Raw genomic sequence first — 26,251 nt, 5'->3', positions numbered from 1 at the left:
CATGGGCGGATGGTCTCGTTCTCACCCTTCGACGTGACGCTGTGGTATGCGACAGCAGCTTCTGCGCCGCATACGGAGCCTCTATCCGGTCGCGTGCAGGCCGATGTCTGCATCGTCGGCGCAGGCTATACCGGCCTGACAACCGCTTTGGAACTGGTGAAAGCCGGCGTCAACGTGGTGCTTCTGGAGCGACAGGAAATCGGCTTTGGCGGGTCCGGGCGCAATGCCGGGCATTGCACGCCCACTTTTACTCATTATAGCCTGCCCGAGCTGCGCGGCATGCTGGGCGAACCCTTCGCGGAACGGTTGATCGAGCGGCAAACGCGGGCGAATGACCGCGTCTCCAGCATGATCCGCGACTACCAGATCGACTGCGAATGGGTGCAGAACGGTTATGTGATGGGCGCACCGCATAAGGGCGCGATGGATGAGATCAGGCGCAAGGTCGAAACCTATAATGCGGCAGGCGCAAAAACCCGGCTGCTCGACCGTGACGAGGTGACGGCGGTCACCGGCAGTCCGCGTTTTCACGGTGGCTGGCTGCATGAGGAGGCAGGCCATCTCAATCCGCTGGGTTACGCCCGCGGTCTTGGCCGGGCTGTGATCCAGGAACGGGGGAAGATATTCACCTGTACGACAGTGACGGGTTGCGAGCGCGACGTCAGCGGCGGCTGGAAGGTGACGACGGATCGCGGAGAGGTGATCGCGTCGAAAGTGATCTTTACCACCGGCGCTTATACGGTTGGCGGCTGGCCCAAACTCGACCGAACCTTCAAAATTCAGCGCGTATTCGTTGCCGCCACGCAAATCCTCTCCGAAGAGACACGCCGGACCGTCCTGCCGCAGAACACGACCATTCATGATGGTCGCGGCGATATCTACGTCTATAAATACAATGCCGAAGGCCGGATCGTCGCATCGATGTTCCCGATGGGACGCCGTGGCCGCGATATGACCTATACTCGACAGGTCATGAGCGACCGGCTCAAATGGCTGCATCCACAGCTTCGCGAAGAAATCCGTTGGGACTATTTCTGGTTCGGCGAACTCGACATGCAATATCGCACTGTTCCCCGTTTTTACGATCTGGCGCCGGGGGTTGTGGCATTGACCGGGCTTTCGGGCCGCGGCGTGCCAACCGGCTCGATGCTCGGTTCCATTCTTTCGGAGTGGGCGTTCGGCCTACCCGAAAACGAACTGGGCCTGAAGCTGGAACCCCTGAAGGCTGCGCCCTTCTACATGGGTTTCGCACCGAAAATGATGCTGCGTTACTACCGGCTGCGCGACAACATATCCACGAAACTGGCTGGGGCGGACCTGCCACCCCATGCCTGAACCAGCACGGCCATCAGACCCATGCCAACATTGACAGAGTAAGGAGAATTCCCATGACCATGCCGATTTTCAATATTTCCGATGACGTAGATCTTGTTCCGGCCATGCCGGCCGAAGGCCGTGACGGCGGGTCCTATCGTCGCCAGATATGGCAGGATCAGGTCGAAAATGGCACGATCGTCGCCGTCTGGAAGGCCGAGCCCGGCGTCTACAACTATCCCGGTCGCGACCTCGAGGAAACCTTTGTCGTCGTAGAGGGCGAGGCAATGTATTCGCAGGCCAAAGCCGACCCGGTGAAGATTGGCCCCGGATCGATCATCAGCATCGCCAAGGGCGTGCCAAGCCGTCTCGAAATCCTCTCGCCGTTTCGCAAGCTCGCAACCGTCATTCCGAAGCCATGAGGCTGGGGGGATAGTGCCGAAAACTGCGATGGCATGACGTCGTCAGCTTGCGTGACCTTGAGCAAAGGATTGCCGGGCTTGGCCACGCTTCCCCCGCACCTTATCCAGTAGCAGATAGATGACCGGCGTCGTATAAAGCGTCAACAACTGGCTGACCAGTAGGCCGCCAACGATGGCGTAGCCGAGAGGCTGGCGCAGTTCCGACCCCGAACCATGACCGATGGCGAGCGGAAGGCCTCCGAGAAGAGCGGCCATCGTCGTCATCAGGATCGGGCGAAACCGCATCCGTGCCGCCTTCATGATAGCATCCTCGCTGCTGAGGCCTTCTTCGCGCTCCGCCTGTATCGCGAAATCGACGAGCATAATGCCGTTTTTCTTGACGATGCCGATCAATAGGATGACGCCGATCATCGCCACAAGTCCGAAGTCGAAGCCGGCAAATTCCAAAGCGAGCAACGCCCCGAGACCAGCGGAGGGCAGGGTGGAGAGAATGGTCAACGGGTGAACAAGGCTTTCGTAGAGGACGCCGAGAATGATGTAGACGACGACCAGAGAAGCAAGGATGAGCAGCGGTATCGTTGCCAGCGATTCCTTGAACGCCTTGGCGCTGCCGGAGAAGCTCGTCTGCAAGGAGCCTGGCGGATGCATCTCGGCAACTGCGCTCTCGATTGCTGCGGTCGCTTGCCCGAGTGCGACCGATGGCGAAAGGTTGAAGGAGACGGTCACCGCCGGCGATTGGCCCTGATGGGAGATCGAAACGGGAGCCACCCCATCCGTTGACCACTTGGCGACAACCGATAATGGCACCAGAGTTCCGTTCGTCGCCCTCACCGAAAGCCTGTCGAGCGTCGAGAGATCGCGCTGCAGGTTTGGCAACACCTCCAGGATCACCCGGAAGGTATCTGTCTGGGTCGAAAAAGAGGCTACCTGGCGCTGGCCGAAGGCGTCGTAAAGCGTGTCGTCGATTGTCGATGGCAGAACGCCATAGAGCGTCGCAGCGGCCCGGTCGATCTTGACGAACAGGTTCGGGGCTTCGGCCTGCTGGTCACTGCCGACGTCCCGCAGCGCAGGCAGGCCTTGCAGCTTGCTGGTGATCTTTGTCGCCCAGTCGCCCAGTTCCTGGATGTTAGCGTCCTGCAGCGTGAACTGGTATTGTGTCTTTGCCGGCCGGGCTCCGATGTTTATATCCTGTGCCGACTGCATGAAGAGTTTGATGCCTTGCTGGGCGTTGAGTGCGGTACTCAACCTTGCGATTACCTCCTTGGCACTGACGTCGCGTTCTTCAAGCGGTTTCAGAGTGATATTGAGGTGGCCCTGGTTCATCGCGTTGCCGCCATTTCCGCCGCCAATGTCCATGAAGACGCTGTAGACTGCGGGGTCCTTCATGATGATCGCGCTGACCCGCTCCTGAAGCTTTGCCATTTCCGTAAACGAAATATCCGGCGACGCCTGTGACAGCCCGCCGATAAAACCGGTATCCTGCTCCGGGAAGAAGCCTTTGGGGATGACGATAAAGAGATATGCGGTTGCTGCGACCGTTCCCAGGAAGAATGCGAGGGTTAGATATTTGAAGCGGATCACGGGCGCCAGACTGCGAACATAGAGGTTCGTGATCAACTCGAAAAACACTTCACCCGCCTTGTAGAACCGGCCGTGGCTGGTCTCGTCGACATTGCGGATGAAGCGCGATGCCAGCATCGGGGTCAGGGTCATGGAGACGACGGCGGAAATGATGATCGCGACGGTCAACGTGACGGCGAACTCGCGAAACATTCGTCCGACAATCCCGCCCATGAGGAGGATGGGGATAAGGACGGCGATCAGCGAAAGGCTTATGGAAATGATCGTGAAGCCTATTTCGTTGGCTCCGCTGCGCGCCGCCTGCAGCGGCTCGACACCATCCTCGATATGACGGGTGATATTTTCCAGCATGACGATTGCGTCATCGACAACGAAGCCGACCGCCACAACCAGGGCCATGAGCGACAGATTATCGAGGCTGAAGCCGAGAACCCACATCGGTGCAAGCGAACCGGCGAGCGCGATCGGCAAAGTCACCACGGGAATGATCGTAGCACGCAGGTTTCGCAGGAAGAGAAAGATCACGACGACCACCAGCCCGATCGTCAGCATCAAGGTGAACTGGACATCGGTGACGGATGCGCGGATCGTCGTGGTCCGGTCTGTGACGAGTTCGAGCTTGATGGATTTCGGCAGTGACGCCTGAAGGGCCGGAAGCTGCTCCTTTACCGCTTCGACGACCGCGATGACGTTTGCGCCGGGCTGGCGGAAGACGTCGAGCGCGATCCCCCGCTCACCATTCGTCCAGTGCGCCATCTTGTTGTCTTCCGCGCCATCGACCGCCTGGCCGATATCGCGGATGCGCACCGGGCCGCCATTGCGATAGGCAATGACCGCGTCGTTCCATTCGGCACTGCTACCGATCTGGTCGTTGGTATAGATCGGGAAGGTTCGGGTCGGGTCGTCTATATTGCCCTTGGGCGCGCTGAGGCTCAGCCCCCCAATGGCCGACCTGACATCTTCAAGCGTGACGTCTGCCTGTGCAAGCCGACCAGGATCAACCGCAATGCGGATCGCCGGTTTCTGCTTGCCGCCAATGTTGACATAAGCGACGCCCGAGACCTGCCCGATCTTGGAGGCGATGTTGCGCTCGATATATTCGTCAAGCTGCGGAAGCGTCAGGGTATCGGAGGTTGCCGAAAGCTGCATGATCGGCGCATCGGCCGGATTAACCTTCCTGACGGTCGGAAGCGTCGTCATGTCCTTTGGAAGCTTTCCTGCCGCTTCGCTGATGGCGGTCTGCACGTCGCTCGCCGCCGTCTGGATATCCTGGTCGAGACCGAACTGCACGGTAATCGAGGTGGTGCCGAGCGAGCTGTTCGATGTCATCTCCGAAATTCCGCTGACACGGGACAGAGCTTCTTCGATCGGTTGCGCGACGCTCGACGCCATGGTTTCGGGTGAAGCGCCGGGAAGACTGGCGGCGATCTGGACGGTTGGAAAATCGATCTGCGGCAGCGCCGACACCGGCATGAACGGATAGCATATCGCCCCGACCAGAAAGATGCCGGCCATGATCAACCCGGTGGCAACCGGATGCATGATGAAGAAATCGAAAAAGCCTGAAGCCGACGACTGTTTTGTGGCGCGGACATCCTCGCTCATGGCGTTGCATTCCCGGCTAACTCGCCGGTCGCCGAACCTATCCATGGCGTCACCTCGACCTTGTCACCGTCGCCGATGCGTGACTGGCCATCCATAACGACCTGATCGCCATCGGCGATACCCTCTGTGACCAGCGCCCTGGCGTCCGTCACGAAGGCCGTCTTGACGGCGTGTTTTGCGACCTTGCCGTCCGGGCCGACGACGTAGGCGTAGAGCCCGTCGCGGCCGCGAGCCAAAGCCTTGTCCGGTACGACCACGCCTCTCCGCTTTTCGACAGTTAAAATAGTCGCGACGGGGAGGCCCGGCCACAGCGCACCCTCCTTGTTGTCAAAAGTCGCCTTGAGGTGGATAGACCCGTTTGATCCGTCGACCGCGTTGTCCATCGTCGTCAAGCGACCCTTGGCAAGCGTGCGAGACCCGTCGGTCGTCACGAGCGTCACCTCGGCCACGCCCTCGCTCAGCGCTTGCCTGATGTCACCGAACCTGTCGCCGGGTGCGACGAACGAAATCCCGATCGGATCCATCTGCGTGATCGTGACGATGCCATCCGTCGAACTTGCGCTGATGACGCTACCGACATCGACCTGTTTGAACCCGGTTCGTCCCGAAAGCGGCGCCGTGATCGTCGCAAAGCCGAGTTGTGTTTCGGCGTTCTTGATCATCGCGTCGTCGTATTGAACGGCTGCGGCGTATTGTTCGCTTGATGCGGTCTTCTGTTCGAGTGTGGCCGCCGACGCTATTCCTTTTTCGGCAAGGCTTGTATAGCGTTGCGCGTCGGTTCGCGCGCTGTTCAACTGTGCCTCGTCCTGCGCCTTCTTGGCCCTTGCTGACGCAAGTGTGGACGTCAACTCTCGATCGTCGAGCGTCATCAGCACGTCACCCTTGTTAACAACCTGACCTTCGACAAAGGAAATCCCGGTGACCTGGCCATCGATACGGGGCCGCACGACCACGGACTGCAGTGCGGCAACCGTCCCGATGCCGTTGATGACGCGTGGGATGGTTTCCGTGTGCACAGTCACGGCGGTGATGGGCACCGCGCGGACCTCATCGGCGGACGCAACGACTGGAACGATCGAAAGGAACGCTGTCGAAACACCGAACAGCACAAGGCCGCGGGGAGCGGCAAGCACGTCTAACGTCGGCTTCTTCATGTTTGCCACTCCATAAAAACCGCCATTTAACGCACGACGACGATTTTGGTTCAGGGCGAGTCCGTTGATTCAAACCTTACGGTTTGATGGACGCCAGGTGTCTACCTAGGGACCGCCATGCCGAGGCGGTGTACGGTTGACCTTCGCAACGCCGAAGACGAGCTATTTAGCATTGAAATATTCTCTGACGGCTATTCGCCCCTGCCGGCTGCGGGCAGACGTTACATCTGAGGCTATAAAAGAAGGATGATTACAAAATTCACTCGGCGCGAACTTGGTAGGCGTCAGAAAACCCAGAGAAATCAATTCCGCGTTTACGGATGATGCTGTAGTCTTCCAGCGACTAGAGCGCAGCAAACAGGCACGGCTATTCTTCAGATCGACTGCGTGGGGCAGGCTTTCTGTTCGCACCGTCCGAAGAAAAGTGGTTGGATTTCCCCTTTATGAAAATAGACCGGAAAACGACGCTTAAGGACGTGGCGCGGGAGGCGAATGTTTCGCTGAGCACGGCTTCGCATGCCATCAATGGCACCGCTCCGTTGACCACGCAGGTTCGCGAACGGGTGCTGCAGGCGGCGCGTACGCTCGGTTATCTCGAAAACCGCCGGCAGAAGGCGACGATCGCTACTCTGCGTGTCGTGCTGCTGGCCATGACCAATGACGCCGCCCCGCAGAGCGACCTCAACATGGTCAGCTGGACGATGCTGAACGGTTTTCGGCGCGAATGCGAGCGGCGCGGCATTCGCATCGTTCCCTATGTCAGCACAACGAGCCGGATTGATCCGGTTGCCGTGGCGGCGGCAGCGGATGGCGACAATGTCGATGGGGTCGTGGTTCTCAATGATGACAGGCCGCAACTGGTCCAGGCGCTGTCGGCGCTCGGGCGGCCGGTGGTGCTCATCAATGGCGAAGACCCGGCCATGATCGTCGATACGGTGACGGCGGAAAACCGTTTTGGCGCGCGGCTCGGCATCGAGCATCTGCTGTCACTCGGGCATCGCAATATCCTGCATATCACCTGGAAGGGGCGCACGACGATCCGGCGTCGTTATGACGGTTATAGCGACGCCTATCTCGCGGCGGGCCTTGCCGTACCTTCGAATATGGTTGTCGAGGTGGAAAGCTATGAGCCGCAATGGGGCGAGGCCGCCATTCGCCGGCTGCTGGCCGAGGAGCGTCCGCTTCGAAAAGCAACGGCGATCTTCTGTGCCGCCGACAATCTGGCGCTCGGCTGCCTGAAGGCGCTGACGGAGGCTGGAATCAGGGTGCCGGATGATGTCTCGGTGCTGGGTTTCGACGATATCATGCCGGCGGCCTTCAGCGCGCCGCCGCTCAGCACCATCCAGCTGCCGGCCGACCGGGTGGGCGGTGCGGCCCTTGCACTGCTGGAGCAGCGGCTGGTGGCAGCCGATCCGACACGTCCGGCGCATCGGCTGGAACTTGGTTGTCGGCTGGTGTTGAGGGGCAGCATCGCGCCGCCCCCCAGGTGATGTCCGGGATTACTTCATCCCCGTGCCGGCAATGCCTGTCGTGATGTAACGCTGTAGAAACAGGAACACGACGGTGACGGGTGCGAGGCTGAGGAAGGTCATGGCGAGAATATAGTGCCATTGCACCGAGAACTCGCCCTGGAAGGCGTTGAGGCCCACCTGCAGCGTGAAGTTTTCGCGGCTGCTGAGAACGATCAGCGGCCAGAGGAAGTCGTTCCAGCGCCACAGCACAGAGAAGATCGCGAGGACCGCAAGTGCGGGTGCCGTGAGCGGCAGGATGATGCGCCAGAAGATGCGGAATTCGCTTGCCGCATCCACACGCGCCGCCTCGATGAGCTCGTCCGGGATGGTCAGCATATATTGCCGGAGCAAGAACACGCCCGTCGGTGTTGCGACGGTGGGGATGATGACGCCCCAGAGATTATCAACGAGGCCGACACCGACGATGACGAGATAGGCCGGCACCATGACGACGGTGAGCGGGATCATCAGGGTGGAGATGATCAGCACGAAGATCGCCTTTTCGCCGCGGAAACGGTACTTCGAGAGCGCAAAGGCCGCCATGGCGTTTACGATCAGCGTCAGGACCGTTGCGACGAAGGTGACGAAGACAGAATTCTTGAGGAAGGTCAGGAAGCTGAACTGGGTCAGGGGATCGGTAAAATTCTCCGTTGCGATGGTCAGTTTCTGAACCGGCGTTATTTCGCGGGTATCGACGCTGACGGGCGGACCGGGATTGGCCGGATCGACCATCTGGGCTTTCAGGCCGACGCGGCGGACCATGGCCATTTCCCGCTCCACGTCATTGATGGTGGCTTTCCACAGGCTGAGCGGCTTGTCGTAACCCTGGACTTCCACCTGCACGGCGGCGCGCGGCAGAAGGCTCGGCGGAAACCTTGTGATTTCGGCTTCCGGTTTCAGCGATGACATGGCGGCCCAGACGACCGGGATGAGGACGGCAAGCGTGCCGCCGATGAGCCAGACCCAAGAGAGGATATCGGTGAGGCCGATCCGGCCGGGGCGGCGGGTGCGTGTGAGGAAAGAGACGGCGTTGGACATGGTCAGGACTCCATCTTTTTGCCGAGGCGCAACTGCACGAGGGTGAGTGCAAGAAGCACCAGGCCCATCAGAACCGATGCGGCGGATGCCAGGCCGAAGAGCCTCAGATCGCTGCCGAAGGCCATCTGGTAGATATATTGCACCACGAATGTATTGGCCGTGCCCGGTCCGCCGCCATTGGTCAGAACCCATGCTTCATCAAAGATCTGCACGGAGCGGATCATCAAGAGGATGAGCACGACGAGCAGGTTGGGGCCGAGAAGCGGGAGGGTGATGCGCAGGAGGGTGCGCCGGGGTGAGGCGGCGTCGATGGCGGCGGCTTCATAGAGGTCCTTCGGGATTGCCTGAAGGCCGGCGAGCAGGATCAGCGTATAAAAGCCCATGTGGAACCAGACCGAGACCACAACGACGAAGAACCGCGACCAGCCGACATCCAGCAGGAAGATTTCCGGCGGCACGCCCAGCATCTGGAAGAAGGCGTTGAGCAGGCCGTTGCGGTCCAGAAACCATTTCCATATGAGGCCGATGACGACGGGCGACAGCAGCACGGGGTAAAAGAACATGGCGCGGAAGAAACCGCGCGCGGCGATCGCCCGGTTGAGGATGAGCGCGGTGATGAGTGCCACCAGCAGCGTGGCGACGACATTGAAGGCGACGAACCACAGCGTGTTCCAGATTGCCGTCCAGAACAGCGATTCCCGGCAGCTTCCGGGGTCCATATAGCTCTGGCAATCCAGCAGCTTGCCGAAATTCTCAAAGCCGACGAAGGGGCGGTCGGAGATCAGAAGTTCGGTGCCGCCGGTAAAGGCGTAACCGACGGCAATCGCAATGGGCAGGAAGGTGAAGATGCCGAACAGGACGAGGTTCGGCATCAGGAAGATATAGGGCATGCGCCTTTTGCCGATCAGCCGCTCGATGAAGTTGAGCGGCACTTCGGCAATCGCCATCACGGCATCGAGCGCACGGTCGGACAGTCTCGCCAGCGTCGGATTGGCCATGCTAACCTCTCCCTTCGCTCGCGATGCGCGGAAGTGCCAGTTCGGTGGCCGGATCGAAGACATGCACTTTTTCCCGCGCTGCCATGATCTTCAGAAACGAGCCGGAAGCGGGGGAGAAATGGCCTGCCTGGTGCACGATGATCTGTTCTTTCTCGCCCTTGATATTGCCGTAGAGATAGGTCTCGGTGCCGAGGCTTTCATGATACTGAACCTCGAACGGCAGGCCGGTATCCGCGATGGTGAAATGCGAGGGGCGGATGCCCGCAAGAACCGCCTGCCCGGGACTGACAGCCGCCGGATCGACAAGGCAGGGCAGGGACACGCCGTAACCGGCATCGATGGCGATGCCGCCGTCTTCGCCCTTGGTGATGGTGCCCTTCAGCATGTTCATGCGCGGCGAGCCGAGGAAACCGGCGACGAAGAGATTGCGCGGATTGTCGAAAAGCTCAAGCGGGCTGCCCACCTGCTCGATGCGCCCGGCGCGCAGCACCACGATCTTGTCGGCCATGGTCATGGCTTCCACCTGATCGTGGGTGACATAGATCATCGTCGTTTTGATATCACGGTGCAGCCGGGTGATTTCGGCGCGTGTCTGCACGCGCAGCGCCGCATCGAGGTTGGAAAGAGGTTCGTCGAACAGGAAGATGTCAGGCTCGCGCACGATGGCGCGGCCGATGGCGACGCGCTGGCGCTGGCCGCCGGAAAGCTGTTTCGGCTTGCGGTCGAGATAGGGCTCGATGGCGAGCATACGCGCCGCCTCGTTGATGCGGCTTTCGATTTCGGCCCGCTTGAAGCGCAGGTTTTCCAGACCGAAGGCAAGGTTCTTGCGCACGCTCATATGTGGATAAAGCGCGTAGGACTGGAAAACCATGGCGATCTTGCGCTCGGCCGGCGACAGCGCGCTGACATCGCGCCCGCCAATGCCGATGGTGCCGGAGGAGACGTCCTCAAGCCCCGCGATGATGCGCAGCAACGTCGATTTTCCGCAGCCGGAGGGGCCGACGAAAACGACGAATTCACCGTTTTCGATCTGAAGATCGATATCATGCAGCACATGAACGGCGCCGAACGCCTTGTTGAGGTTTTCGAGTTTCAGACTTCCCATCACATGCTCCCTTCATCAGAGCCCGTCGTCGCGACGATCTCTTTGATATTCCAGCCCTCGGGCAAGGGCATCGCTCTTTTAATGGCGACATTATCAGCCGAAAATCCGTGAACGCCGGAAAGATAGATCGCCGGCATGCCGCCGGGATAATCCTCCATGCCGACAATCCGGCCCTCAGCATCCTGTGTCCAGGCATTGGCGCGGCCGGCCGCATCGGCACTTGGCGCTATGTCGGCATTGGTGGGGCGCAGATCATATTGCAGGCCGGTGCCGAGCTTGCCGGGCTGCTGCCCAAGCGTGATACGCTCCAGCCTGACATAATGAATGCCCGCCTTTGAGGTGGAGACGAGGTTGATCGCCCCTTCCATGGAGCCGCCAAGATCTTCCACCACGAGGTTTTCCACCCGGCCGGCCTGCCGTTCGGGACGGCGGTCGACGACGGTGACGGTGATCGCTTCACCCGAACCCCAGAAGCCGCCCGGTGTCTCGTGGCACTCGGTCTCGATCCGCGAAAAGCGGATGTTGCGCATCGCGCCGCCATCGCGGGAGAAAAGACCCATGCCGCGGTTGGACTGCACGACCTTGCAATCCTCGAACACCACATTGGTGAAATCACCGAAGGACTCCGTGCCGAGTTTCAGCGCGCAGCTCATGCTGGAAACGGTGCAGCGGCGCACGGTGATATCGGCGCAGACCCCCACGGCCTTGCCATCCGGCCCCGCGCTGGTTTTGAGGCAGATGCCGTCATCGGCGGTCGAGATAAAGCAGTCCTCGATCAGCGCGCGCCGGCAGGCATCGAGCACGATGCCGTCCGTATTGGGCAGGCGGCGGTCGTTTTCGATGCGCAGGTTGCGGAAATGGAGGTCCTCGCAATCGACCATGTGCAGCGTCCACATGGGTGAGCCGCTGACATGAAGGTTTTCGAGGCGCACGTTGCGGCAGGCTTCCAGCACCATCACGCGCGGGCGTTTTTTCGCCGGGACATAGGTTCCCATGGCCGCGTCATCGCCGATGATGAAGTTTTCACCCCCGGCCTCGATACGGCCGGGACCGGTAACGGCAATATTGCTTGCGCCTTTCGCGATGATCATGCCGCGATCGGAGTCTTCGGCAATCACCGAAACCCGGGTGAGCGCGTAAGCGTCGTAATCGGAAACGGGAGCAAGCACCGCATCTTCGGCAAGGTGCAGTTCCACGCCGCTTTTGAGATGGAGACCGGCGCTGACATGACGCCCGGCCGAGAGAGACACGCGCCCGCCGCCTGCTGATGACACGGCATCGATAGCCTGTTGGATGGCCGCCGTGGCATCAAGGCCACCTGCTGCAACTGTGATGTCCTGACTGGTGTTCATGATAGTCACGATGCTCTTGGCCTTTTCAGAAAAACGTCGATCAGAAGCAGCATCGTCAGCGCTTGCCCATAGGGCGTGGGCAGATTGGGGATGCGGCGGTAGAAATCGAGGTCGTGTCCCATCGGCGTGCCGTCGGAGACACCGTGAACGACGCCTTCATCATCGATATTGCCGAGCACCGCCTTCAGTGCGCGCTCCGCATGCGGCCGGTTCTCCTCGCCGAGAATGCCGGCCTCGATTCCGCGCAGGATGCCATAGGCAATGCCGGCGGTTGCCGATGTTTCGACCGGTGAGGTGGGGTCATCGAGCAGCGTATGGAACATGCCGTCTTCGCGCTGATATTTTCTCAGCGACCGCACCTGGCTTGAAAGCACATTGGCGAGGAAACGTTTGTCCTTTCCGGCAAGTGTCGGCACCAGCTCGAAGAGCTCGGGGATGGCGACGGTGATCCAGGAATTGCCGCGCGCCCAGAAGGCGTCCGCGAAATTGTGGCGGCCGTTGAAGGTCCAGCCGTGATACCACAGCCCGGTGACGGGGTCGGAGAGATACCGCGCATGGATCAGGAACTGGTAGACGGCCTCGTCGATCCAGTCCTGACGTTTGCAGACCACACCGGCGCGGGCGAGGAACAGACAGGCCATGAACAGCGTGTCGTCCCATAATTCGCCTTCATTCAGCCGCTCCTTGACGACATGCTGGAAACCGCCATCTTCGGTTTTCGGCAATTCATGCACCAGCCAGTCGGCCCAGTCTTCCACCAGTGCGCGGAAATCCGGCCGGTCGACATGTTCTGTCAGGATGACGAGCGGCAGCATCGGCGCGGAACTGTTGATCTGGCGCGGCGGCAGGCCACGGTCGATCTGCCAGCCGTACCATGTCACGAGATCGTCCAATGCCTTCTGGTCATTGGCGGCGAGCGCCCGGCGAAGGAAGCCGTAAAGGCCCACACCCACTTCCCAGTCCCATTCGTCGAACTGGATTTTGCCATCGGAACCGCCGCTGACCAGACCTTCCTGTATACCCTTGAGGCGACTGAAGGCGGCGGCGACATTGTCGATGGTCGTCCGGAGAGTGTCTTTTTCCATGCTTGGCTGGTTCATCTGGTCATTCCGCTTAGGAGTAAAAGGGGCGTGCCGCGCCGTCCGAGGTGGGATCGGCGCTGTCGAAGGTGATTTTCGGTTGCGGTTGGTCATGGTCAAAGGCCATGGCCTGTCTGCCGATGGTGAAGCTGCCGTCCCAGGTGAGGGTGAGGTCTGGCCCGCCGCGTGGCGTGACTTTGAGCAACAGGCTTTCGGCATCGAAGGTGACCTGTGTGGCGAGAATTTTCTCACGGAAACCGGCGAAGGCCTGCCCGTCGCCGCAGCCGATGACGCCGATCCAGCCGGCCCTACGTCCGGGCGATCTGATCTCGCGGTTGGCAGTGGCGCCAGAGGTGACGGGTTCAAGCCCGTTTGTCGCATATAGGGCGGCAAACCCGCGGCCCGAACGGGTGATGAGCCAGTTACCGTCCATCACCACCTCGTCCAGCCCGTCGCGGCCGAGATAGGCATGGGTCCAGTCATTGCGGTGATCCCCGGTATCGAAGATCATCATCGCCACATCGCGGTGCTGCGCCACGCGTGGCAGGATACCGCTGCCGGCCCAGTAGGAAGGGCGCTGCGTGCCCCATGGATCGTCCTCACCGGGATGATTGACCCAGAGCCGCGCCATCGGGTGGCCGGCAAGCTTGATGTCCATGACATGCTGCTGGTGCCCTCCGCGACCGGTCTTGTGGTCAACAACGGTGGAAAGCTGGGCTGCTTCGTTCTTGAACAGCACGAGCTTGCCGGGCTCCAGCCCCTGCGCATACCGCGCCTCTACCATGCGGCCGCTTGTCAGCTGGGAAAGGGCGGCAAGATGCGCCGGTGGCAGGTAATCGCCGCAGCAGAACATCGGCAGCGAGGCGACGCCGTTGTTGAGCCAGCCCTTGCCGAAGGCGACCTCGGCAAAGGGCGCCAGCTCCGTCAGCGGCCCGGCGCGCAACTCCTTGTCATAGGCTCGCCCTTGAGAACCCGAGGGAACGCCGTCGAGTGTATGCAGCGCGATCATTTCGAAAATGAGATCAAGCTGGTGGCGCGCGCGGGCGGCAAGTTCCGGCCCTGCCCAATGTTCGATGGCCAGCAGGCCGATGAAATCCACGGGGTAATAGGCGGCCGAATTCCACTCCGCGAGGCCATGCGCCTCGACGCTGTCGAACCAGCGCCCCAGCCGGTCCGCCGCCAGCGCCGCCTGTTCGCGTCCGGTACGGCCAGAGGCGGTGAAAGTGGCCTCCGGCAGATAGTCGCCGGCGAGCAACTGGCTGGTATGGAAGCAGAGGACGTGGTTTTCGCTCCAGAACCACATGACGTCATTGCCCGGCTCGTCCACCCAGTAGCGATAGTCGAGGATCGAGGCATCGATGCGCGCCCGCATGTCCGCCGGCAGCCGATCACCATAGGCGCGCACCAGCCAGAGCAGCGGGATCATGATGAAATCGGAGCAGTCTTCGCGCCGGTCGATGGAGTGCAGCGTCGCGTCAACGATGCCACCGATCGTCTTGATGTCATCGCTGCCGGTCGCGACCATGGCGAGCGCGCGGCCGATGCGCCAGGCGCCGAAACGGGCGCTGAAGGAGAGGGCCGCCTTTTTCCGCTCCTTGATGTCACCGCGGGATGCTTCCGGCGCGATATCGCGCATGAAGGCAGCGTCGATGACGCGGGTGACGGTGCCGGCTCCCGATCCGAGGGTGATCCTGACGCCGTGATACCCGTCGGCAATGCCAATCGTCTCGGGGATCGTCAGCGAGGATTGCCCGGCCTTCAGCACGGTCTCGACATCCGCAAGTGCGGCGCGCTCATGGCCATGGCTTTTGACTGCGATGTGCACCGGCAGGTCGCTCGTGGGTGCTGCGCCGAAGACAAGCTCGAGGGCGCTGCCGGAAAATACGTCGCGGGCAGGATGCACGTCACGCACCAGCGCGGCCAGACGTTTCGTCTCCTCGCGATCGAGAGGGACCGGCAGCACGACGGTCAGCGGCACGGCATCAATGACCTCAAGCTCGAAGAACCAGATGATGTCGCGCTCCGCAAGATCTTCGCAGAGCAGCAGCACCTCATTGTCGCCGGCCGCCAGATCAAGTGTGATATCGCGGCTGCTTTCGACATTGCGGATGAAGGGTTCGAAGCGCAGCTGTTCGACGCCGTTTACCCAGATGCGCACGCCACCGCAGGTGCGAAGCCGCAAATGCGCCTGCCTTGCCGCATCGCTGCGGAAGGTGCCTTTCAGCCAGCGCTGCACATGGGTGGGAACATGCCAGAAGCCGGTGAATTCAACGCGGCGGTTGGAACCCGGCAGGTTGAGATGCGACACCGGCCAGTCCGTATCAGGCTTGATGTCGCGGCCGATCATGGTCTGCTGGAAAGCCTTGCGGCAGGGCAGGTCACCCACATCAACGAAACCGTTGATGAAGCGGTAATTGACCCGATCTTCTGCCGGTGCCGGGGTGCCCGGAAACGATGTCTCCACCAGATCCGAGACGATCCATGCCGTTACCGTCTCGCCGTTGCCGACACTATAGGTCGGCTGCGAGGCGCTTGCCGCTAATGCTGCATCCGTCATATGGATCGCCTCCCGTCGATCGATAATGAAATTATTTTCACGACCAGAATTTCGCTTATCTGCGTCGATCCGTGCAATTTACGCAAAACAAACAGCTTGACGTTTATTCTGTCAAGCCGCAAAACATTATAAATCGAATTTGGCAGAGGAGCTTTTATTCGATTTGTGAAAATGTTTTCATTGGGAGGATGAGCATGATGAAATTGTTTTCGGGGGTCAGCGCCCTTGTATTAGCCTCCGTCGCCGGTCTGGCGGCTGCCCAGGCTGAGACCCGCACGATCACGTTTCTTTTTACGGATGACGACCAGGGTTACGTGCAGCGCATGGCCTCGCTCAGCAAGGAGTTCGAGGCAGCCAATCCTGATGTGAAGATCAATTTTGTATCGTCGGGTTATGATGCGGTTTCCAAGCAGCTGCCGGTGCAGCTGGCGGTGGGCGAGGGCCCTGACATCGCCAAGATCACCGACTGGCAGCTGGCGCCCTATTATCTCGACATGCGGCCTTATATGAAGGATGCGGAAGCCTTCGCGAAGCTGCACGGTGCAAGCCTCGACCAGCTGCGCCTGCCCAATGTCAACGATCCGAAGTCGATCAATGGCTATATGGCGTCGCAGACGCTGAACCTGCCCTTCGTCAACAAGACGCTGTTCGAGCAGGCCGGTGAACCCTTGCCTGGCCCGACCGCGAAATTAGGCGAGATCGTCGACGCATCCGCCCGTGTCGCCAAGGCGACGGGCGTTCAGATTCCCTTCACCATGGACCGTTCCGGCCACCGTTTCTCCGGCGGCGCCTTTTCGTATGGGTCGACCTATGTGAAGGACGGCAAGTTCAGCTTCCCTGATGATGCGGCGAAGAAATATATCGCCGATCTCTTTTCATGGACGCAGAATGGCAGCTTCCCCAAGGAAATGTGGGGTGCTGCCGGCGGTTCTCAGTACAAGAACATGGGTGACGAGTTCGTCAACGGCAATGTCGTGACGTATCTGGCCGGCAACTGGATGGTCAATCCGTTCCAGAACAAGATCGGCGATAGCTTCGAGTGGACCGCGATCAATGCGCCCTGCGGCGATGCCGGCTGCTACGCCATGCCCGGCGGCACCGCGATCGTCGGCTTCAAGCGCACCAAATATCCTGAAGACGTGGCCCACTTCATCGAATTCCTCGGCTCCGAGAAGGTGCAACGGGAAATCGCTGAAAACTACGTCATCTTGACGGGTGCGGAGATCGCCGATCCGCAATACAAGCTGAAGAGCGAAAACGCCAAGGCGGCGATGCAGGTCTTCCTCGACAACAAGAAGAACGTGCCGCAGGCCGCCCGCGAATTCGAGCGCGCCAAGGGCGGCAGCGCCATGTATCAGCAGATCGTCCAGCGCATGAGCCAGCTGATCGTCGGCGAGCTGACGCTCGACCAGACCTACAAGGTTCTGGAAGACGATGTCGCCAAGATCAACGAGGCGGTTGCGGTCAAAAAATAATCGGCACTCATCCGGCCTTGCCGGAAGAATGCAGCCATCGAAGATCATGCCCGTAGCCTTTCTTCGGGCATATCCATCCCCTCCTTGCGAGCGGATATTGCCGCATATGCGGCCTCGATCATTCCCATCGAAAAACTGAAATAAGCGCCGTTTAAACCTGATGACAAGGCGCGCGGAAAACCGAGTCGCCTGTTTTCGTCACGCGTCATTCGCTTAAAATCATAGGATTCGTCATGGCCAAACTGAATATGTCGTCTTTTCCGTCCGCACGCTCGACCCTGCTTGCCTCCGCCGCATTGCTGGTTCTCGTTCAAGGCGCTGCGGCATTCGATAGCAACGGACCGGCTGGCCAGGGTTATGCCATCACGGTGCCGGAGCTGGCCGCGTCCTATCCGCTGCCGCTTGCCGACAATTACCGCAACCAGACCGGCAAGAATGCCAAAGGCGAGGAGGTCCGCGCCTATGACGACCGGGACAATCCGATCATCGAAATCCTCTCGGGTTTCAACCACATCTGGACACTTGGCGATGAAAAATGGGCCGATGGCGGCGCCAACGGCGATGGTCCGCCGGATTTCAGCCATGTGAAGATCGTCGATCCCGTCGTCTGGCAGGAAAACATGCGTTATGTACTGTCCGTGACCGGCGACAACCGCACCCGCGCAGCGGCTTTCGAAGCCTATATGAACGACCGCCGCTCGCAGGGTTACAGCGTCATCGACGGCATGGGCCCGCTTGCCGACTGGTATCGCGAAGGGGCGGGTGCGACGACGACGATCAATCATACGCTTGCCGATTTCGACCCGAACGACGTCATCACCCGCAAGGAAGACGATAAGGGCACCGAGGCGGGTGCGGCGGATAGCGAGCTGAAGGATTTCGTCGCCTTCATGAAGGTAATCCGCGGCCCTGAGGGTACGACATCGCCGGCGAAATATTTCTATTCCACACCGCGACCCTGGCGCATGAATGACAAGGGTGAGGTCATCGAGACCGGCAAGGAAACGATTGGCGACCGCTCATTCGAAAGCTACGACAGCAACCCTGGTGTCATCGTGCCGGCACTGAAATATGCCCGCGAAAATCGCGGCCGCGGCAAGGATGGCGGTTTTCCGAGCGGGCACACCAATGCCGCCTATCTGGCCGCCATCGCCTATGCCTATGCGGTGCCGGAGCGCTTTTCCGAATTGCTGACGGCGGCCTCCGAACTCGGGGAGAGCCGCATCGTCGCCGGCATGCATTCGCCGCTCGACGTGATCGGCGGCCGCATCACCGCAACCGCCATGGCTGCCGCCATGTTGCAGGACCCGAAAAATGCCGAGGTGAAGAAGGCCGCGCATGATGCCGTGCAGGCCTATTTCGCCAAACGCCTGCCGCAGGGCCAGTCCCTCATCGATTTTGCCCATGGTGCAAAGCCTGATGTCGACCGCTTTGCCGATGCGGCGAAGAACGGTGCGGATTATCGCCGGCGCATGACCTTCTCCTTCAGCCGCGACAAGGCCGCGGGTGACGCGGCGATGGTGGTGCCGAAGGGGGGCGAGGTTCTGCTGGAAACGCGTCTGCCCTATCTCGATGCCGCCCAGCGCCGCGCCGTGCTGTTTTCCACCGGCATCGAGGCCGGTTATCCGCTACTTGACGACAGCAACGGCTGGGGCCGGATCAATCTCGTTGCCGCCGCCGGTGGTTATGGCGCGTTTAACGGCGATGTCGAGGTGACCATGGATGCCGCAGCCGGCGGCTTTAATGCGGCGGACATCTGGACGAACGATATTGCCGGGTCAGGGCGTCTCGTCAAATCCGGCAGTGGTGTGCTGACGCTCAGCGGCAATAACAGCTACAGCGGTGGTACGATCGTCAGGGACGGAACGCTGGTGGCCTCGTCCACCGATGCCCTTGGAACCGGCGGCGTGCTGGTGAGCGGCAGCACGATTTCGCTCGGCGGCGGGAAGGACGTTGTTATTGGTGGTGATTATCAGCAGTCGGGCGGCACGCTGGCGCTTGATCCGCAAAAGGCGCCGCTGCACGTCAATGGCAATGTGGTGCTGGAGGGCGCAACGCTGAAGCTCACTTTTGATGGCGGCGTACCGGCCGCCGGCACGCGGCTCGACGTGATTTCCGCCAACGGCCTGACCGGAACCTTCACCGCGATCGATGCGGGCAATGTGCAGGTGCGGCCGGTCTATACCGGCTCGGCACTGTCGGTGGTGGTCGAATAGGCCGATGCAAGAGGCCTGCCGGGCGTGGCTTGAGCCGCCGCGCCCGGAGGCTTCGGTTCAGGAGTTCTGCCGTCGCATCAGCAGGAAGATGACCGGTGCGGCGAGCACCGAAACGATGGCGGCGATGATGAAGGAGGCCTGATAGCCGAATTTTTCGGCAATCGCGCCGGCGCCCAGCCCGCCGATCATGCCGACAACGCCATCCATGCACTGGAACAGGGTGAAATCGACGCCTGCCTGCCGGGGATCGGACCAGCCCATGAAGCAGGCGTAAAGTGCGACGAAGCCAATGGACATGATGCCCGACGAGCTTGCCACCGCAACCGCCATGACGACCCATTGCGAAATATCGCGATGAACGCTGAAATAGGCGAAAAGGCACAACAGCGCCGTCTGCATGAAGATGGCGATGAGCAGGATTCGTGACGCCCCGTAGAGCCGTACCAGCGTGCCGCCGAGCAGCGCGCCGGCGAAACCGACGATCATGCTGCCGACGCCATTCAGCGCGCCGATGGTGGCGAGATCGAAGCCATAGTCGACCAGAAACGGGCCGAGCATGGCGAGACCCCATTTCTGCGCGGCGACATAAACCGCCGCAACGAGAAGGCCGGTGCGGACTTCCCGCCGCTTGAGCGCGTTTTTGATTGATGGCAGGTGTTCCCGTGTTTGAGTGACCGTTCTTGCCGCCGGGCCGAACAGGAAGGGGAGCGCGAGCAGGATGACCAGTCCGGCCATGACCAGCGTGGCGCTCATCCAGTCGGCGCGTTCCACCAGCACCAGAAACAGGCCGGCGCCGATGGCGGAGCCGAGATAGGAGCCGCCCACCTGTGCGGCATTGCCCCAGCCATGATGCTCTTCCGCCAGCGTTTCGACCGCGTAGCCGTCGCAGGCGATGTCGACGGTTGCCGTCACCAGTGCGATCACCGACAGGATGGCGATTGCGACGGCAACCGGCGACGGGCCGGTGAAGGCAAGAACAGCGAGGCCGCAGGCGCAGGCGGCGATGCCCGTGCCGACGATCACCCGCGAGCGGTTTTTGCCGACGGGCGGCAGCCGGTAACGCTCCACATGTGGCGACCAGAGGAATTTCAGCGCCCAGGGCAGAACGACGAGGTAAAGCAGGCCGATCTGGTCCAGCGGCAGCCCGGCGGTTCTGAGCACCGCCGGCAGGCCGAGAAAGGTCAGCCCGCCAATCACGCTCTGGCCGACATAAAGCCCGCCGACCGCCACGAAGACGGCGGCCGGCGAGGGCTTGGTTGTGGCAGGGTTCTGCTGCAGCATCAGAAGCGATACCGGATGCTGCCGACGACCTTGCGGCCTTCGTCATAATAGCAGAAGCCCGTGGTGCAGACCTGTTTCACCTCATCGAGAAGGTTGGTGGCATTGATCTGCAGTTTCACGCCTTCCAGCGAGGGCAGGGCCTTGCCGAGATCGTAGCGCAACGATGCATCGACGAAGGTGCGGGCCTCATTGTCGAGAATGGGCGTGTGCTGGTTGTCGCCGAAGCTCGATCCGACATAACGCAGGCCCGCGCCGATGCCGAGGCCTTCCAGCGCGCCTTCCTGGAACTCGTAATCGGCCCACAGCGAGAAGGTGTGATAGGGCGAGGAATTGAGCTGCTTGCCCACCGTTTCCGATGTCAGTTTGGTGATTTCAACGTCGTTATAGGAATAGGAGCCGATGAGGCTCCAGCCATTGTCGAGCGAGGCCGTGGCTTCGAGTTCCATACCGCGCGAGCGCAGGTCGAGCTGGCGCAGCAGGTTGATGCCGGAGGAGGTCTCGTAGACCGTGGCATTGTCCTGATCGAGATTGAAGAAGGCGGCGCTCAGCAGGGCGTTATATTGCGGCAGGGCATATTTGACGCCGAGTTCATATTGCTTGCCGACCGTCGGCTGCGCCTGGCCCGTTACCGTTCCCGTGGTGATGATGACGCCCGGATTGGCAACGAAGGAGGTGCCGTAGCTGACATAGGGCATCACGCCGCTGTCAAAGACATAACCGAGGCTGGCGCGGCCGGTCGTCTTGGTTTCATCGCCGTCATAGGTGGGAGCCGTTGCCGCGCCGACCGTCTGGGCCTGATATTCGGTGTCCAGCCAGTCGTGGCGGATGCCGGCCGTCAGGCGCCAGCGGTCGATTTCGACCTGATCCTGCGCATAGATGCCGAGCGTGTTCATCCGCTGGGTCAATATCAGCGATACATCCGGCGTATAGGTATAGGTGTCGGTGAACAGGTCCGGCCCGCTGCCCTGTTTCGATGTGTAGGACATGTGGCTGAAATCGATGCCGGTCAGCAGCGTATGTTTCGCCGGGCCGGTGTCGAATTCGGTCTTGAGGTAATTATCTGCGGAAACGCCTTCATTATCCTCGATGGTGATGCCGGGATAATTGGCGAAAACCCATTGCTGGTCGGCCGAAAGGGCCGAATAACGCGCCTTGCTGTAGAAGGTGACGTTGTCGTTGATTTCGTGCTCGAACTCATAGCCGATACGCCATTGTTTCTGCTCGAAATCATTAAAACGGGAATCGCCGCCATATACCGATGTCGCACCGATGGAGGTGCCGCTGGCTCCATATTTGTTGATGTATCCCCAGGTGCCGCCGGTGGTGCTGTCCATATATTCGCCGAGCAGCGTCAGCTTGGTGCCTGCATCCGGCTGGAAGGTGAAGGCCGGCGCGATGAACAGCCGGTCGTCCTTGATGGCGCTGATTTCGTTGCGGCCGTCGCGGGCAACTCCGGTCAGGCGGTAAAGCATGGTCTTCTCGTCATCGACGGCGCCGGAAAGATCGAAAGCGCCCTGCACGCGGCCGAAGGAACCATATTGCAGCTCCACCTCGCGCAGCGTCTCTTCGGTCGGGCGTTTCGAGATGATATCGACGATGCCGCCGGAGCTGCTGGCGCCATAGATGGAGGCGGCGGGACCGCGCAGGATGGAAACCGCTTCCACGCCATAGGGCTCAAGCCGGGCGCTGCCGTTCTGGCTGCTGACCTGCCGCAGCCCGTCGCGGAAAATGCCTGTCGTGCTGAGATCGGTGCCGCGCACCTTGAAGGCGTCGAAGCGTGGCTCCGCGCCATATTGGCCGATGCGCGCACCGGGCGTGTAGTTCAGCGCTTCCGAGAGGTTCTGCGGTTTCAGGTCGTCGAGCTGCTTGCGGCTGACGGTGGTGATGGACTGGGCGGTTTCGGCAATCGGCGTATCGGTCTTGGTGGCGGTGCGGCCGGATTTGCCGACATAGCCATTGCTCTCGATGATGCCCCTGGCGCCCTCAAGGCCGGTGCCCTGCACGGTGACCGGCGCAAGCAGGGTGCTGCCGGCGGCAGCCGCGCCGCCGCTTTCACCGGTCTGGCTGGCGGGGTCGAAAATGCGGACGGTGTTGCCGCCGGCCAATGCATAGTTCAGCCCCGATCCGGCCAGAAGCCCGCTGACGGCCGTCGATACGCTGAGCGTGCCCTTGACGCCGGCAGTGCTGCGGCCCCTAGTGATCGCGGACGGGTAGACCATGCGCAGATTGGCCTGGCGGCCGAAAGTGAGCAGGGCGTTTTCCAGCGGGCCGGCGGGAATGGAGACGGTGACGGTGGCGGGCGCACCGCTTGCGGCCGGCGGTGTCTGCGCTCTGGCGGTCGTGGCGCCCGGACCTGCCGCGACGATGCCCCCGATGATCGCCGTCGTCGTCAGCCAGAACCAGCCGCGTGCCTGCTTGCCCAAATTCATGTCATTCCCTCTCACTCGTGATCTCATGCCGCCCGTAAAAACGGGTCCTGATTGCCTAGTGTGAAAAGGCGGGCCGACTCCTGACGTCGGATTCGCGAAAAAAAGCTATTTTATCGCGAGCGGACGAAAACCAGCATTCCGGAGAGCCGTGATACCGAAACGGGAAGGCTTTCTTCGAGAATGGTGAGCGCCTGATCCGTGTCCTTCAGGTCGAAGATGCCGGAGACGTGCTGCCTTGCCGCCGCCTCATCAAGGATGACGATGCGGCCCCCGCGATATTGCGAGAGAATATCGAGAACCTCGCGCAGCGGCTGGCCGGAAAAGACGAGCTTGCCTTCGCGCCAGGCCGTGCTGTTGGCGACATCCTTGCGGGCGCGCACCAGCCTGCCATCGCCGCCAAGGGTCACGGCCTCTCCGGGCGTGAGCACGGCGATCTCGGCGCCTGTCGTCACCTCGACGCGGCCTTCCTCCACCTGCACCTCCTGCGGCAGCGCGCCATTGCCGGTGCGCACCGAATAATGGGTGCCGAGCGCCTTTGCCGTCAGCGCTCCATCTTCGACGATGAAGGGCCGCTCCGGGTTTTTGGCGACATCGAAATAGGCCTCGCCGCGAAGAAGGGTGATGCGCCGTTCCTTTTGCGAATAATGAACCGCAATTGCCGTGTCGGTGTTCAGGCTGATGCGGCTGCCGTCTTCCAGCGAAAGCATGCGTGTTTCGCCGATTTCGGTGTAATAATCTGCCTGCCAGCGGTCCTTCAGTCCGCTTTTCTCCGCAAACAGCGTCGCAAGCCCGATGAGGCAGAGACCGGCAACACCCGCCAGCATTGCCCGGCGAGGTCCGCGCCGTTTTCGCTGTTCGGTTGGCGCAAGCTCGATATCGCCAAGCTCGCCCCAGAGGCTCCGCATGTCCTCATAGGCGCTTGCATGGGCGGCATCGGCGCGCAGCCAGACATGAAACGCCTCGCGCTCCGCTTCCGTCGCATCTCTCGATTGCATGCGCGCCACCCACAGCGCGGCCTCTTCGGCCAGACCGTCATCGGTCAAACCGTTATCCTTCAGACCGTCCGGGCGCTTGTTCATGTCCTGATCTGCCGTTGTTGCGTGCTGATGTGGATTCCTTTTCCCTTATAGAGTGAAAAAGGATGCGAACACCTGATGCCGGTTTACATTTTTATTTGCGCGCGGACCTGACGGCAGTGCAGCAGCGCCTTGATGATGTGTTTTTCCACCATGTTGCGGGAAATGCCGAGCCGGACGGCGATCTCGCCATTGGAATGGCCATGCAGACGGCTGAGTACGAAGACCTGCTGGCAACGTTTGGGCAGGGCCTCGATGGCCCGCGCCATTAAAATAAGGTGCTGTCGGCCGGCGACGATCCGTTCCTGTCCGGGGTCCTCGCAGGCGACGGCAAAGCCCGCCTCGTAAGGGGCGAATAACGGCCGCTCGCGCGACTGGCGGATGACCGTCAGGCGGGCGACGGACCGGGCGATCTGGAAGAGATAGGCCTGGGGATTTTCGATGAGCGTCGCATGCGAGACTTCCAGCGCCCGCAACAGGGTTTCCTGCATGGCGTCGGCGGCGTCTTCGCGGTTCTGCAGCTGCCGGCGGAAAAACCGCATCAGGCGGTTTTCTTCCTTGGCGTCAAGAACCTCAAACAGGGCTTTGCTCATCAATCGACCCGGTGGCGTATTGGTCTGGCGCATAAGGCGGGCGGAGGCACCGCTTCATGTCAGAATAAACATGATATTTGTAATCATATTTATCGCCTTCGGATGCAAGCTGCCAACCAGTAAAAAACCGGGGGCGAAATCAGGCTCACGTTTCCGTGATGATTGTTGCGGGATTACATCAGGCCGCTTGGGCTGACCTAGAGGAAATAGCGCACCCTGAGCGGCAGCAGCGCAGCACCGATGGCGGAGGGATCGCCGACCGTCTCGCTGAGAACCAGCTTCGCTTCCTTTGGCCCGACACCATAACGATGTTCGCGCTCTGAGGGCATGTGCGCGCGTTCGATCATCATCTGGCCAAGCGGGCGCGGCAATTGCCCGCCAAAGACGATGGCCTGTGGATCGAGCACCGCGATCAGGCTTGCCACCAGCCTGTCCACCTGCGGCATGGTCTCGGTCAGCCATTCCTCGACGCCCGGCCATGCGGGGTCGAACTGCTGATAGAGCGGTTCGATGGAATGGATGTCGACGCCGTTTCTCTGCAGCGTGGCGATCAGATATTGCAGGGCCGGCCGTTTGGGGGCTTCATCCGGGCTGTATATGCCGCTGAATTCGCCGGCATTGCCATGAAAGCCGTGAAACGGCTGGCCGCCAAGGATCAGCCCGCCGCCGAAACCATAGTTGAAGGACAGATAGGCGAAGGTCTGGCACCAGGAGCCGACACCGCGAAGGCTTTCACCAATTGCGCCCGTGGTGGCGTTGTTCTCCAGCCAGACGGGCAGGTGGAACCGTTCCTCAAGGATCGGCTTCAGGTCCATTAGCGACCAGTCGCGCAGGGGCTCGGGCGCATTGAAGGCGCGGTCTTCCGACACGAAGAAGCCGGACATGGAAAAACCGAGGCCAAGCAGGCGCTCGCGCGGGATGCCGTGTTGCGAGAGCAGCCTTTCGAGGGCCAGCGACAAGGCCGCAAGCGTCTCCTCCCGGTTTTCCGGAAGCATGTCAAGTTTTTCCTCGACAATCACGTCGCAGCGGAAATCGGCGATGCAGATGACGACGGAGTCGGTGTTGATGGAAATGCCAAGCGAATAGGCTGCCTCCGGCACCAGCTCGATGGTGGGGCTAGGCTGGCCGCGCGTGCCCTTGAGCGGCGCGCCGGTCTGCAGAAGCCCGCGCTCCAGCAGGCCTTCGATCAGCCGGTGCACGGATTGCTGCGTGAGGTTGGTGTGGCCGGTGATCGAGGCGCGGGCAATGGGGCCGTGACGGCGCACGATATCCAGAATGAGACGCTCGTTTTCGCTGGCAAGCGGCTGGCGGTCAAAGGTCCGGTGCGGCGTCTGATCTGTGTTCATGGTCTTGGATAACGGCTGCGCGGTGCGGCGGCAACACGGGCCACCGGTTTGCGACAGCATTTTTCACTGGACTGGCACAAATATTACACTTAAAGTGTATTAATAAGAGGCCGGTCAAC

19 protein-coding genes are annotated in these 26,251 nt (G+C 61.0%); 5 read left to right on the top strand and 14 right to left on the bottom strand.

The genetic code is table 11. The features are described 5' to 3' along the window. The first annotated feature begins 9 nt into the window (after positions 1-9). Entirely contained in the window at positions 10-1,335 is a 1,326-nt protein-coding gene (locus NYR50_RS15910) for an NAD(P)/FAD-dependent oxidoreductase (protein WP_418137568.1), read from the top strand. A gap of 53 nt (positions 1,336-1,388) precedes the next feature. Then, positions 1,389-1,736, top strand: a complete 348-nt coding sequence (locus NYR50_RS15905) for a cupin domain-containing protein (RefSeq protein WP_418137567.1) — start codon at positions 1,389-1,391, stop codon at positions 1,734-1,736. Between the two features lie 42 nt (positions 1,737-1,778). Here the strand turns inward: NYR50_RS15905 and NYR50_RS15900 are convergent, their stop codons facing one another. Further along, positions 1,779-4,922, bottom strand: coding sequence for an efflux RND transporter permease subunit (locus tag NYR50_RS15900; RefSeq protein ID WP_418137566.1), 3,144 nt, complete (start codon positions 4,920-4,922; stop codon positions 1,779-1,781). Beyond that, the gene (locus NYR50_RS15895) at positions 4,919-6,076 is read right to left on the bottom strand and encodes an efflux RND transporter periplasmic adaptor subunit (protein ID WP_418137565.1); all 1,158 of its coding nucleotides are present in this window, start codon (positions 6,074-6,076) and stop codon (positions 4,919-4,921) included. The genes NYR50_RS15900 and NYR50_RS15895 overlap by 4 nt, the downstream gene beginning before the upstream one ends. Positions 6,077-6,519: 443 nt before the next feature. On the opposite strand from NYR50_RS15895, the gene NYR50_RS15890 reads away from it, so the two are divergent. Further along, positions 6,520-7,566, top strand: a complete 1,047-nt coding sequence (locus tag NYR50_RS15890; RefSeq protein WP_418137564.1) for a LacI family DNA-binding transcriptional regulator — start codon at positions 6,520-6,522, stop codon at positions 7,564-7,566. 9 nt (positions 7,567-7,575) lie between these two features. On the opposite strand, the gene NYR50_RS15885 is transcribed toward NYR50_RS15890, so the two are convergent. Genes NYR50_RS15885 through NYR50_RS15860 form a run of 6 tightly spaced genes read right to left on the bottom strand, consistent with a single transcriptional unit; the run spans position 7,576 to position 15,716 of the window. Further along, positions 7,576-8,625, bottom strand: coding sequence for a carbohydrate ABC transporter permease (locus tag NYR50_RS15885; protein ID WP_418137563.1), 1,050 nt, complete (start codon positions 8,623-8,625; stop codon positions 7,576-7,578). A gap of 2 nt (positions 8,626-8,627) precedes the next feature. Further along, a complete protein-coding gene (locus NYR50_RS15880) occupies positions 8,628-9,623 on the bottom strand; it encodes a carbohydrate ABC transporter permease (RefSeq protein WP_174011972.1) in 996 nt (331 codons plus the stop codon). 1 nt (position 9,624) lies between these two features. Continuing rightward, positions 9,625-10,728 (bottom strand): ABC transporter ATP-binding protein, encoded by a 1,104-nt coding sequence (locus NYR50_RS15875; protein WP_418137562.1) that lies wholly within the window; start codon positions 10,726-10,728, stop codon positions 9,625-9,627. Beyond that, positions 10,728-12,080: a glycoside hydrolase family 28 protein gene (locus tag NYR50_RS15870; RefSeq protein WP_418137561.1), complete on the bottom strand. Its 1,353-nt coding sequence runs from the start codon at positions 12,078-12,080 to the stop codon at positions 10,728-10,730. Before NYR50_RS15870 ends, NYR50_RS15875 begins: the two co-directional genes overlap by 1 nt. Before the next feature lie 5 nt (positions 12,081-12,085). Next, positions 12,086-13,180: a glycoside hydrolase family 88 protein gene (locus NYR50_RS15865; protein WP_174011978.1), complete on the bottom strand. Its 1,095-nt coding sequence runs from the start codon at positions 13,178-13,180 to the stop codon at positions 12,086-12,088. Positions 13,181-13,193: 13 nt separating this feature from the next. Continuing rightward, positions 13,194-15,716 carry a hypothetical protein gene (locus tag NYR50_RS15860; protein WP_418137560.1) on the bottom strand — a complete coding sequence of 841 codons (2,523 nt, stop codon included), beginning with the start codon at positions 15,714-15,716 and terminating at the stop codon, positions 13,194-13,196. A gap of 194 nt (positions 15,717-15,910) precedes the next feature. Between NYR50_RS15860 and NYR50_RS15855 the strand changes: the two genes are divergently transcribed. Further along, entirely contained in the window at positions 15,911-17,191 is a 1,281-nt protein-coding gene (locus tag NYR50_RS15855; RefSeq protein WP_418137559.1) for an ABC transporter substrate-binding protein, read from the top strand. Positions 17,192-17,235: 44 nt separating this feature from the next. On the opposite strand, the gene NYR50_RS15850 is transcribed toward NYR50_RS15855, so the two are convergent. After that, complete coding sequence (locus tag NYR50_RS15850) at positions 17,236-17,400, bottom strand: hypothetical protein (RefSeq protein ID WP_418137558.1); 165 nt, start codon at positions 17,398-17,400, stop codon at positions 17,236-17,238. Between the two features lie 24 nt (positions 17,401-17,424). Here NYR50_RS15850 and NYR50_RS15845 point away from each other — a divergent pair, with 24 nt between their 5' ends. Next, positions 17,425-19,407 (top strand): phosphatase PAP2 family protein, encoded by a 1,983-nt coding sequence (locus NYR50_RS15845; protein WP_418137557.1) that lies wholly within the window; start codon positions 17,425-17,427, stop codon positions 19,405-19,407. A gap of 57 nt (positions 19,408-19,464) precedes the next feature. Here NYR50_RS15845 and NYR50_RS15840 read toward each other — a convergent pair whose 3' ends face one another. From NYR50_RS15840 to NYR50_RS15820, 5 genes are all read right to left on the bottom strand, one after another. Continuing rightward, positions 19,465-20,688, bottom strand: coding sequence for an MFS transporter (locus tag NYR50_RS15840; protein ID WP_418137556.1), 1,224 nt, complete (start codon positions 20,686-20,688; stop codon positions 19,465-19,467). Then, entirely contained in the window at positions 20,688-23,117 is a 2,430-nt protein-coding gene (locus NYR50_RS15835) for a TonB-dependent siderophore receptor (protein ID WP_418137555.1), read from the bottom strand. Before NYR50_RS15835 ends, NYR50_RS15840 begins: the two co-directional genes overlap by 1 nt. Before the next feature lie 110 nt (positions 23,118-23,227). Continuing rightward, positions 23,228-24,196: a FecR family protein gene (locus tag NYR50_RS15830; protein WP_418137554.1), complete on the bottom strand. Its 969-nt coding sequence runs from the start codon at positions 24,194-24,196 to the stop codon at positions 23,228-23,230. A gap of 83 nt (positions 24,197-24,279) precedes the next feature. After that, entirely contained in the window at positions 24,280-24,786 is a 507-nt protein-coding gene (locus NYR50_RS15825; RefSeq protein WP_418137553.1) for an RNA polymerase sigma factor, read from the bottom strand. Between the two features lie 197 nt (positions 24,787-24,983). After that, a complete protein-coding gene (locus tag NYR50_RS15820) occupies positions 24,984-26,132 on the bottom strand; it encodes an ROK family protein (protein ID WP_418137552.1) in 1,149 nt (382 codons plus the stop codon). Positions 26,133-26,251: the final 119 nt, after the last annotated feature.

Source organism: Agrobacterium sp. El2ro-1b (assembly GCF_048298475.1).
GTDB classification, from domain to species: Bacteria; Pseudomonadota; Alphaproteobacteria; order Rhizobiales; family Rhizobiaceae; genus Agrobacterium; species Agrobacterium fabrum.
The sequence above is the reverse complement of the archived record's forward strand: the minus strand, read 5'-3'. Positions and strand labels throughout refer to the sequence as shown.

Bases quoted from the DNA above. Each gene is read 5' to 3' on its own strand.
- NYR50_RS15910 (WP_418137568.1), top strand. From the start codon at position 10: ATGGTCTCGTTCTCACCCTTCGACGTGACGCTGTGGTATGCGACAGCA.
- NYR50_RS15905 (WP_418137567.1), top strand. From the start codon at position 1,389: ATGACCATGCCGATTTTCAATATTTCCGATGACGTAGATCTTGTTCCG.
- NYR50_RS15900 (WP_418137566.1), bottom strand. From the start codon at position 4,922: ATGAGCGAGGATGTCCGCGCCACAAAACAGTCGTCGGCTTCAGGCTTT.
- NYR50_RS15895 (WP_418137565.1), bottom strand. From the start codon at position 6,076: ATGAAGAAGCCGACGTTAGACGTGCTTGCCGCTCCCCGCGGCCTTGTG.
- NYR50_RS15890 (WP_418137564.1), top strand. From the start codon at position 6,520: ATGAAAATAGACCGGAAAACGACGCTTAAGGACGTGGCGCGGGAGGCG.
- NYR50_RS15885 (WP_418137563.1), bottom strand. From the start codon at position 8,625: ATGTCCAACGCCGTCTCTTTCCTCACACGCACCCGCCGCCCCGGCCGG.
- NYR50_RS15880 (WP_174011972.1), bottom strand. From the start codon at position 9,623: ATGGCCAATCCGACGCTGGCGAGACTGTCCGACCGTGCGCTCGATGCC.
- NYR50_RS15875 (WP_418137562.1), bottom strand. From the start codon at position 10,728: ATGGGAAGTCTGAAACTCGAAAACCTCAACAAGGCGTTCGGCGCCGTT.
- NYR50_RS15870 (WP_418137561.1), bottom strand. From the start codon at position 12,080: ATGAACACCAGTCAGGACATCACAGTTGCAGCAGGTGGCCTTGATGCC.
- NYR50_RS15865 (WP_174011978.1), bottom strand. From the start codon at position 13,180: ATGAACCAGCCAAGCATGGAAAAAGACACTCTCCGGACGACCATCGAC.
- NYR50_RS15860 (WP_418137560.1), bottom strand. From the start codon at position 15,716: ATGACGGATGCAGCATTAGCGGCAAGCGCCTCGCAGCCGACCTATAGT.
- NYR50_RS15855 (WP_418137559.1), top strand. From the start codon at position 15,911: ATGATGAAATTGTTTTCGGGGGTCAGCGCCCTTGTATTAGCCTCCGTC.
- NYR50_RS15850 (WP_418137558.1), bottom strand. From the start codon at position 17,400: ATGACGCGTGACGAAAACAGGCGACTCGGTTTTCCGCGCGCCTTGTCA.
- NYR50_RS15845 (WP_418137557.1), top strand. From the start codon at position 17,425: ATGGCCAAACTGAATATGTCGTCTTTTCCGTCCGCACGCTCGACCCTG.
- NYR50_RS15840 (WP_418137556.1), bottom strand. From the start codon at position 20,688: ATGCTGCAGCAGAACCCTGCCACAACCAAGCCCTCGCCGGCCGCCGTC.
- NYR50_RS15835 (WP_418137555.1), bottom strand. From the start codon at position 23,117: ATGAATTTGGGCAAGCAGGCACGCGGCTGGTTCTGGCTGACGACGACG.
- NYR50_RS15830 (WP_418137554.1), bottom strand. From the start codon at position 24,196: ATGAACAAGCGCCCGGACGGTCTGAAGGATAACGGTTTGACCGATGAC.
- NYR50_RS15825 (WP_418137553.1), bottom strand. From the start codon at position 24,786: ATGAGCAAAGCCCTGTTTGAGGTTCTTGACGCCAAGGAAGAAAACCGC.
- NYR50_RS15820 (WP_418137552.1), bottom strand. From the start codon at position 26,132: ATGAACACAGATCAGACGCCGCACCGGACCTTTGACCGCCAGCCGCTT.